This window comes from Okeania sp., from assembly GCF_983059655.1.
Map to the genome: position 1 here is coordinate 1 of NZ_CEZPJD010000278.1, position 9,482 is coordinate 9,482.

The window sequence follows — 9,482 nt, forward strand, 5'->3', positions numbered from 1 at the left end:
CTAGCCAATTTTCTATTGCAACATTTAAGATGAAACAATCCAGTAGGGTGCGTTACATTTCATTAACGCACCATCTAGATTTTTATTTTCAGTGTGTTACGCTGATTCAGGAGGAGCAAGTTAGTAGGTATAAAATAGTTTTTTGGAGACCTTAGAATCATAGATAGATATAATTCCAACTATTTTTTGAGTGAAAAATTACCACTAATTGAATTTCATAAATCAAATCAGCAACGCCTCAAAATTTAGTAGATTAGCATTATTTAGTTTGCAATTTATCGGAGTTTTAATGAAATAAATTATGAATATTTTACCCAAAATAACTAAACACCCAATCCGTTTTTTACTCTACTTAGAATGGATTTTGCTGACTATTATTGCTATGAGTGAAATTTTAAAATTTCCTCTCTATGGTGGTCGGCGAAGAATGCGACATATTCACAAAACAGAAGTTTCTAATTCACTCTCTATTAATCTTTTTCTCCTGTTAGTATTTAGTCTGATGGGACTATTTTTACCTATCAATAAATCCCGCTCAAATAAAATTATTTATACTACTGTCGAAATTGGTATAATTATTTTAATGTCATTTCTGAGTAATTTGCGTCTATCTCCAATTTTATGTATAATTTTGGTAATTCGAGATTGTTTTATTTTTGAAAGAAAACAGAATTTAATTATTAATATATTTGTTTTTTCTTTATTTACATTTATCCAACTTCAAAAATTACACAAACTAACAAGATTACCATTATTTGCTAGAGAAAGATTTATCTTAGTTATATTAAGTTCAATAATTTTATTTGGATTAGTAATAGTTTTCTTACAATTATTAGTAAAAGCAATAATGTCAGAACGAAAAAGTAGAGAACAATTAGCAATTGCCAATGAAAAACTACGACAATATGCCCTAAAAATAGAAAATATTGCTGCCTTAGAAGAACGAAATCGGATTGCCAGAGAAATTCACGATTCTTTAGGGCATTATTTAACAGTTTTAAATGTTAATTTAGAAGCAGCTTGGAAGCTTAGAAAATCCGAACCACAAGAATCAATAGAATTTTTAGCAGATGCCAAACAACTAGGCTCAAAAGCATTAAATGAAGTTCGTCAGTCAGTAGCAGCTCTACGGTCTAATTGGTGGCAAAATCAATCCCTAGAATCAGCGATCGCTACTTTAATAGCAGATTTTCATAAATCTACAGGTATTTTACCAACGAGCAATATAAATCTCAATTATTCTCCTGATAATGAACTGAAAATTGCCGTTTATCGTATAGTTCAAGAAGCATTAACTAATATTTATAAATATGCTGAAGCCACCACTGTAGAAATTAATATTTTTACCACAGAAAAATTACATTTAATCATTCAAGATAATGGCAGAGGATTTAATTTAAGCCAAAATACTACTGGTTTTGGTTTACAGGGAATGCAAGAACGTGCCCTAGCATTAGGAGGTAAATTTGAGATTATTACCTTTCCTAATACAGGATGTAAAATAATTGCTAATTTTCCCTTGATTCGTATAAACTAAAGTTCAAGAATTTAGAATTTAGAAGTAATACCAATTAAAAAAAAGAATGTTACGAATAATAAGTACAATAAAAAGATTTTGCAGGAAATGTCCCTTTGACAAAAAAGAGAATTTACGAACTGAAAACTGGTATTAAATCTATTAATTCTGGCTCCTGAATTCTGGATTCTGTTTGCGGAGCATGACAAACGGAAATTCTCAGAAATACCCTAGCTATTTGTAGCAAACATTTATCAAATTGGTATAAGCAGTCAGCGATCAGCTATTAATTTATTGCTTTTATATCAGAAATTAGTATTGATATATTTATAGCGCTTTTCACATGGATAGACTACAGTTAGTATGGGCAACCCAAAAGCATTTTTCTACCCCCTACTCCCTACTCCCTACTCTAAGTGCCAAAAATAATTTTGTGGTCTACTCAAATGAAAAGCGCTGTAAGTAAAATTAAAAGTATTGGAAAAAAACTGACCCTAAGTAAATTTCTTTATTCTCCTAGCTCCCGACTCCGGTCTCCCTGCTCCGGTATTCCGACTCCTTATTCCCTTAGATAAAATTGGTATAAATTATGATTAAAGTATTATTAGTTGATGATGAACATTTAATCCGACGTGGATTAAAAGCTTTATTAAAGTTAGAAAATTATTTACAAATAGTAGGAGAGGCAGAAAATGGAGAAATGGCAATAAATCAAATAGAAAATCTACAACCAGATGTAGTTTTAATGGATGTACGAATGCCAATAATGGATGGAGTAGCAGCAACTAAAGAGATTTGTCAGCGTTTCCCAGAAGTGAAAATATTAATATTAACCACATTTGACGACGACCAATATGTCACTCAAGCATTGAGATATGGAGCAGCAGGATATTTACTAAAAGACACACCCTCAGAAGAATTAGGTCAGGCAATTAAAGCTGTATTTAAAGGTTATACACAACTAGGACCTGGCATAGGTAAAAAAGCTATTTCTCAAATGAAAATTCCGGTTAGTAACCTTCCCCAAAATTGGCAAGAATTAACACCAAGAGAACAAGAAATTTTAAAATTAATTGCTTCTGGTGCAAATAATCGAGAAATAGCCAAAACTCTCTATATTTCTGAGAAGACTGTAAAAAATCATATTACTAATATTCTCAGGAGGTTAAATTTACGCGATCGCACTCAAGCTGCTATTTTTGCCCATTCAATTTTATCAGGATAGGGAGTAGGGAGTAGGGAGTAGGGAGTAGGGGCGTTAACTATTGTTAACACCAGTACAGGTTGGAAGAAGAAAATGTTCCACCTCAACGCCATTACGAAATCTTTCTCTATCTCCGTGTCTCCCCCTCTCCCCCTCTCCCCCTACTCCCCCGCGTCTCCGTGTCTCCCCCTCTCCCCCACAACTGATAACTGATAACTGATAACTGATAACTGAAATGACTCCCCTACTCCATTTGACTGGGAATCAAAATCAAAGACCAGTAAGGAACATCATCCTGCTCAACCTCAGTAATGTCAACAATTCGTTGATTTGATTGAGTTGCCCTCTCAATATAAAGTGCCCTATCTAATAGCCCCAAGCGATCGATAACCCTACGGACTTTGGTAAAATGCCTCCCTAATTTAATAATAACCGCCGCATCAACAGCAGCAAGGCGATCGCTCAAAGTAATTTCATCCAAAGTAGCAGGGATAATACTCAATACATCATTGCCATGAGTAATTGGCACGCCTAGCATAGCAGCACTTGCCATTGTAGAAGAAATTCCCGGTACAATTTCAGTAGGAAACTGTGTCGAAAGTCGCTGAAAAAGATACATAAATGAACCATAAAGCATTGGCTCCCCTTCACACAACACCGCCACATCTGTCCCTATTTTTAAGTGTTCGGCAATCTTTTCCGCAGCTATATCATAATAAGGTTGTGGCGATCGCTTGAAATCAAACGGTAAAGACATAGAAATTTCTATCCGGTCGGGAGGAATAAAGTCCGAAACGATCGCCCGTGCCAAAGCCTTACCATTTTCAGAAATAGGGTAAGCAATTACCGGAACAGTAGTCAAAATTCGGTGTGCTTTCAAGGTCAGCAACTCTGGGTCACCAGGTCCAATACCTAATCCATACAGTCGTCCTAATTCTGTCATATCAAATCCACTTAATATCATGTCTGGTTGAATACTTGCACTTTATAGGAAGAAAGGCAGAAGGAAGAAAATTTTTTGAGCACTTATTATCCGGACATAATATAATTAGGTATAAAAAAATGTTTCATATAAGATCAGGTTATACAGTAATCGCATCATTCAATGAAGTCAAAACTCATGCATTCAGCGGTTAAAAAATTCAATTTGAAACTAATTATTTTCTCTTTTTCGGAGTCAGATTTACAATGGATAATACAATAGATTTTTACAGGCAATGTGTGAAAAAAATTCTCTGTGAATATGAATATCTCAAAGATGAAGATTCACAAATTGAGCTAATTTTTGATGATGAAAGAATGCGTTATCTGGTTTTGTGGGTGGGATGGTACAAATATAAGCGTATTCATCAATGTGCTGTACATATTGATATTGTTGGTGATAGTATTATTATTCAATGTAATGATACGGAAGAATCAATAGTAGAAAAATTGGTAGAGATGGGAATTTCTCAGAAGAATATTACTTTGAATTTTATACATCCTCAACATAAAAATTATTTGGAAATGGCCACCTAATTTATCATCTATAAAAAAGCTATAAAGCATCTGAAACGCTTGGCGACTGCTTTGAAGCGATCGCTCCATTTAAGAAACTATCAAATTCAAGTTCATTTATTCATTCTCTGAAGCATAAAATTCAGCTAAGATATTGCTAATTTCATTAGGACTAATATCTTCTCGTTCCGTTTTAGAGTAAATTGTTAATAGAAGTACGCTAGTTTATGACTCAACTTGATAAATGAGTCGATAACCAGCACTTTTCCCTTTTTGAATGTTGCTATTTTTGACTCTCACTTTTAATACGAAAAAATCTTCACCCATTCCGGTCAGGCGATCGCCAAGAAAATTACCTCTTTGTATTTGTTCGATAACTGGTTCAATATCAGAGCGGATGCGTCGATATTTTTTTGATAATCTATACAATTTTTCCTCAAATTCATCTGAGAATATGATAGAAACTGGGTTGGTTTCATTCTGCATCTATCCTCTCCCATAATTCAGAAATTGGTCTAGTTTGTCCAGATTTTGCTTGTTGTAATGCTCTTCTGAGACTAGCTTTTATTTCTTCAACTGGAGTATCGTCTGGATCGGGTTCATTTTCTTCTATTACTTCGGGAAAAAGTACGATAACTCGCACTTTTAGTGGAGCTGAATTTTCAATAGGGCTATCGAGGAATAATTGCCCTTTTTCATCAAGAGTTCCTGTTACTTCAATGGCTTTCATTTGTTTTCTTATGATAGTGGTTTTGGTCAATTATATTATATTATCAAAAAACGATATAACTATTTAAAACCCTCTTGACACACTTTTAATTTCTCTTTTTCTTGGGGGCGAGTAGTTAAATATTCTTGCAACCAATCGCATCCTGTTGCTAATAGTTCGTTTAAGTTTTTATTCTGCCAAATAAATACTTTGCTTTGACCAGTTGCTATATATTTACCATCGGGGGAAAAGACTATTTGACCTTGATTTTCTTCGGGAATTGTATATTTAGCAATTTGTTGTCCGTCAATACTCCAGATGCTTAATTCATTGGGATGACCTAAAACCGCAATTTGTTGACTATCAGGACTGAAAGTCAGGGCACCACTAGGAATTTGTTCCAGTTTAATATTGCTAATTAGCTTTCCAGAAAAATCCCATATTTTGATTGAATAATCTATACTTGCTGTTGCCAATAGTTGATTATCAGGACTGAAAAATACACCCACAATTTTGCCTTGATGATTAATTTCAACAAGTTTCTTAGTCTTGATATTTATCAAGGATAAATTTTGATTTCCTAAATCCCATGTTGCCAAATATTTACTATCATGGCTAAATTTTGCCATATTTCCTGTAAACAGCAGAAAATTGTTTATATCATAGATAAATTTTTCTCTAAGAACAGTTTTTTCTTCAATTTTTATACTGCTACGATTTTCAACTTTAAGTTTTACAGGAGTACCAGTTTCTCCTAGAAGTAAAGTGTTTATTTCATCTATATTTTTTGTGTCAGAAATTTTATGACCATCTATTTCTAGAATTTTATCCCCGCTTCTTAAACCTGCTTCCTCTGCTGTAGAATTTTGCCAGATATCCAGTATTCTTACTCTCTCACGAAAACCAACTTTTTCTTTTTTGACATCCAATAGAATAGCTAGCATGGACAATTTATCCCCTTGTAAGGACTTTCCATTTACATCTAAAGGATTGAGTAAGTTTCCAGAAGCATCCCAAAGTTTACCTATACCTGATGAAATAGTAAGAATATATTTGCCATTCGGACTAACTAAAACTCGACCAATAATTGGAGAAAGGGAATTATTTTTAAATTGCTTGACTTCCTGTGTCGATAAATCCCAAAAACGTAGAATATTTTCCCAATACTCACCATAAGTGCCAATTGTAGCTATCTTGCTGCCATCTAAATTAGAACTATATTTTCTATCAGCCTTATATTTTCCTCCAAACCAAGTCATTAATAGTCTTTCTTCCGAACTAACATTTGTTTTTAATTGGGAAATTAAATTAGCTTCTAAATCAAGTTTTTGGATACCTTCCTTGGTAACAAGTACGATAAATTTACCATCAGGAGTCATACTAGCAAAAACAGCTTTTTCAAAAAAATTATCAGAGGTGAAGTAACTACTCAACATTTCATTTTCTGCAAAATCACCATAGTTAATTCTGATGTTTTCCCCTTGTTGCCAATCCCAAATATCGACATAATTAGACTTAGGATATTTGTTGATTACCACAAGTTTTTTGCCATCTGCGCTGTACTGTAAATCAATAAAGCCTTTTTCTTTCATTTGCGTAGTTTCTATTTCATAATTAGTAGGTAATTCTACGACATAAAACTTGGCTTTATTACTTAACAAATTTATTCCCTCTGCTCCTGAAATAGTAATTATTTGACCATCAGGACTATAGTTTAAACTATAACCAGAAGTAAAACTTATTGTTGAGCTAGCAGTGAGCTTTCCTGATGTAGCATCATAAAATTTGACTGCTCCTTCACCAGGAATTGCTACAGCAATTTGTTTACCATCGGGGCTAAAACTAACATCTCCAACAATACCTAGAGTAGTAATAGATTCAAAAAAGAAACCTAAATCTGCTATTTTTTTACCAGATAAATCCCAAATTTTGGGTGAAACACCAACAATTTTATCTGAATTAATATCTACTCCCAAAGTTAATACTTGCTGTCCGTCAGGGCTAATATCTATTTCAATAACTTGGTTGGTTTTAGCTTTAAATTCTCTAATTTTTTGCAAGGTTTTTAGGTTCCAAAATTGCACCATACCAACAGCATTTCCTATGACAATCTCTTCGCCATTAGTAGTAAACTCTAAACTATGTATAGTTCCACTACCATCAATTCTTAATTCTTTAGTTTTCTTACCTGATAAATCAAAAAAATCTACCTCAGCTTTTAGTGTTGATGTTACGGCAATATACTGGCTATCTAGGCTAAATTTAACCATTGAATATCCATCAACTAACTGTGATGATTCTGCTATTTTCTTTCCAGAAAAATCCCAAATATAGAATGTACCTGTTCTTCCGGCAATAGTAGCAATATATTTACCATTAGGACTAATTGCTAAATAGTGAATTCTTCGCCTTTCAGGTAGCTCCCATTTAGTAACTTTCTCTCCTGTTAGATTCCAAATTATTACTTTGCCATTATTGCCTATCGAACTAGATGAAACAATTCGCTTACCGTCAGGAGTAAACAAAACTCTAGTAATAGTTTCATCGTCACTCTGAAACAGATTTTTCTCTCGAATATTGCTAGTAATAGTCTGCAACGCCAACAAAGGACGAGTAGTCGGATAATTCCCCAACTTTTCACCATCTTTAACCAATTGTTTCAACTTTTGCCCTGCATCCATCGCCGTCATTAAAGCACTAATTCCACCTTCCCCAGACTGAAATTGATTTAATGCTAAATTACTCAAACTATCTACTTCATTAATTAAACTTTGTCTTTCCGCACGTTGCCATTGCCACACCGCTCCCACAGCAAATAATGACACCATCACCAAACCACCAGTCAACCCAGAAATAAGTTTTTGCCGCTCCCTCTCCCGTCTTTTCCTACTTTTCTCAACATACCTCCTCTCTTTATCAGGAATTTTTTGCTCTCCTTTTTCCAACCAACTTTCTGCCTCCTTTAACAAACCTCCTTGCAACAAAAAGTCATCCTTCTTTTCCTGTTCCCACTGACTCAAATTATCCCTTAATTTCTCTTGCCAACGTCGAAATTCCCAATCTTGCTCTATCCAATTTTTTAACCTACTCCAAGCAGTAATTAAAACCTCATGTATTAACTCCACAGAAGCTACATCTTTTTCCTTATTTGTCACTACCAAACGCTCGTCGGCAAACTTAATTACTAACTGCCAATTTTCCTTACCAATATCTGCAAAACTCGCAATTTTCCGAGTAGCAATACGACTAACTTCTCCCGATTTTTCCTGACTTATAGGTTGTACTAATTGAGTAAAAATATATCGCGCCTGCTCTTTTTCCTCCTGACTTAACTGACAATAAATCTTTTCCGCATAATCCCCTAAAACTTGAGTTAAACCCCCAATTTCTTCATAAGTCGCCAGAGAAATTACTCCATATTTTTGCTTTTTCCATAACTCCTCCAAAGCAAATTGCAGCATGGGTAAATGACCGGAATTTTGCCGATAATCTTGAATCATTCTGTTAATTAACTCATCGGCAAATTCCACTTCAAACTTTTCAGCAGGGAGAGCGATCGCCTCTTTTAATTCCTCATCATTCATAGGAGTAATTAACTTATCCCGTTCATCAAAAATATTACCCAAATCTTCATCCAAAGCTTGAGACAAAAAATCTGCCCGTAAAGTCAAAACAACCTTCCAACTATCATCCCGAACCGCATTAACCAAACCTGCTAAAAATGACCGACGTTTCTCCTCAGAACATAAAGTATAAAGTTCCTCAAATTGGTCGATTACCAACAAAATTTGACAACCTTTCTTTTCTTGGACAATACCAGTTAAACATTTAGCCAATTCCCCTGAATTAGCCTCCAAATTTCCCACCAATTCCAAAAAAGCTAAATCATTTGCAATTAAATTAGGTGAATTTTTCCCCAATTCCTCAGCCAAATTTTCCCAAGGATTCGGATGAGGAAAACCAGGACGAATTTTTACGACAAAACGAGGTAAAATTTCCGTAGTTTGAGCCAACCATTGAGGAATTAAACCAGCAGCAACCAAGGAAGATTTCCCACTACCCGAAGCACCAATTACAGCAACTAAATTTTGCCTTTTCACCTTTTTCAACAAAGAATTAGTCAACACTTTCCTGCCAAAAAATATCTCAGTATCATTTTCAGTAAAAGCACTCAATCCTTTATAGGGAGAACTCTTAATATTTCCTCCCAACTCCAACCAACGGGGAGGAATTTCGGCAGAATTTTGACATAAAACAGGCAACCAACTCACACAAGGAAAATCTTTTTCTAATATTTGTAACCTTTGCCGACTCGACCGCAAAGAACTATATAAAGACAAACCTTGAGTATAATTTTCCAGAAAATATTGGAGAAACTTCGGAGAAATAGCTACAGGTAAATTTTCCCGCATCACAATAATTTGTGGTAAATGTAAATCCTCACCTTCTGCCAATTGATAAGCCAAACCCAAACCATCACAAGCATTAAAAATCGCCAACTTTAAACCAGACTTAACAGCTTGTAAAAGATGATTTTTTATTTCAGAAATAGTCAA

Annotated in this window: 7 protein-coding genes; 3 read left to right on the plus strand and 4 right to left on the minus strand. The window is 34.5% G+C overall.

Annotation, left to right across the window (positions count from 1 at the left end):
- The first annotated feature begins 301 nt into the window (after window positions 1-301).
- Window positions 302-1,537, plus strand: a complete 1,236-nt coding sequence (locus tag AC3DU7_RS16370) for a sensor histidine kinase (RefSeq protein WP_488040392.1) — start codon at window positions 302-304, stop codon at window positions 1,535-1,537.
- Window positions 1,538-2,105: 568 nt separating this feature from the next.
- The gene (locus AC3DU7_RS16375; RefSeq protein ID WP_488040393.1) at window positions 2,106-2,741 is read left to right on the plus strand and encodes a response regulator; all 636 of its coding nucleotides are present in this window, start codon (window positions 2,106-2,108) and stop codon (window positions 2,739-2,741) included.
- A gap of 223 nt (window positions 2,742-2,964) precedes the next feature.
- Here AC3DU7_RS16375 and cobI read toward each other — a convergent pair whose 3' ends face one another.
- Window positions 2,965-3,663, minus strand: a complete 699-nt coding sequence (gene cobI / locus AC3DU7_RS16380) for a precorrin-2 C(20)-methyltransferase (RefSeq protein WP_488040394.1) — start codon at window positions 3,661-3,663, stop codon at window positions 2,965-2,967.
- A 245-nt stretch (window positions 3,664-3,908) separates the two neighbouring features.
- Here cobI and AC3DU7_RS16385 point away from each other — a divergent pair, with 245 nt between their 5' ends.
- Window positions 3,909-4,238: an element excision factor XisI family protein gene (locus tag AC3DU7_RS16385; RefSeq protein WP_488040395.1), complete on the plus strand. Its 330-nt coding sequence runs from the start codon at window positions 3,909-3,911 to the stop codon at window positions 4,236-4,238.
- A gap of 204 nt (window positions 4,239-4,442) precedes the next feature.
- On the opposite strand, the gene AC3DU7_RS16390 is transcribed toward AC3DU7_RS16385, so the two are convergent.
- The 3 genes from AC3DU7_RS16390 to AC3DU7_RS16400 form a co-directional block, all read right to left on the minus strand.
- Window positions 4,443-4,703: a type II toxin-antitoxin system RelE family toxin gene (locus AC3DU7_RS16390; RefSeq protein ID WP_488040396.1), complete on the minus strand. Its 261-nt coding sequence runs from the start codon at window positions 4,701-4,703 to the stop codon at window positions 4,443-4,445.
- A complete protein-coding gene (locus AC3DU7_RS16395) occupies window positions 4,693-4,947 on the minus strand; it encodes a type II toxin-antitoxin system RelN family antitoxin (protein WP_488040397.1) in 255 nt (84 codons plus the stop codon). Before AC3DU7_RS16395 ends, AC3DU7_RS16390 begins: the two co-directional genes overlap by 11 nt.
- 59 nt (window positions 4,948-5,006) lie before the next feature.
- The coding region (locus AC3DU7_RS16400) for an nSTAND1 domain-containing NTPase (protein WP_488040398.1) at window positions 5,007-9,482 on the minus strand (4,476 nt) is incomplete at its 5' end.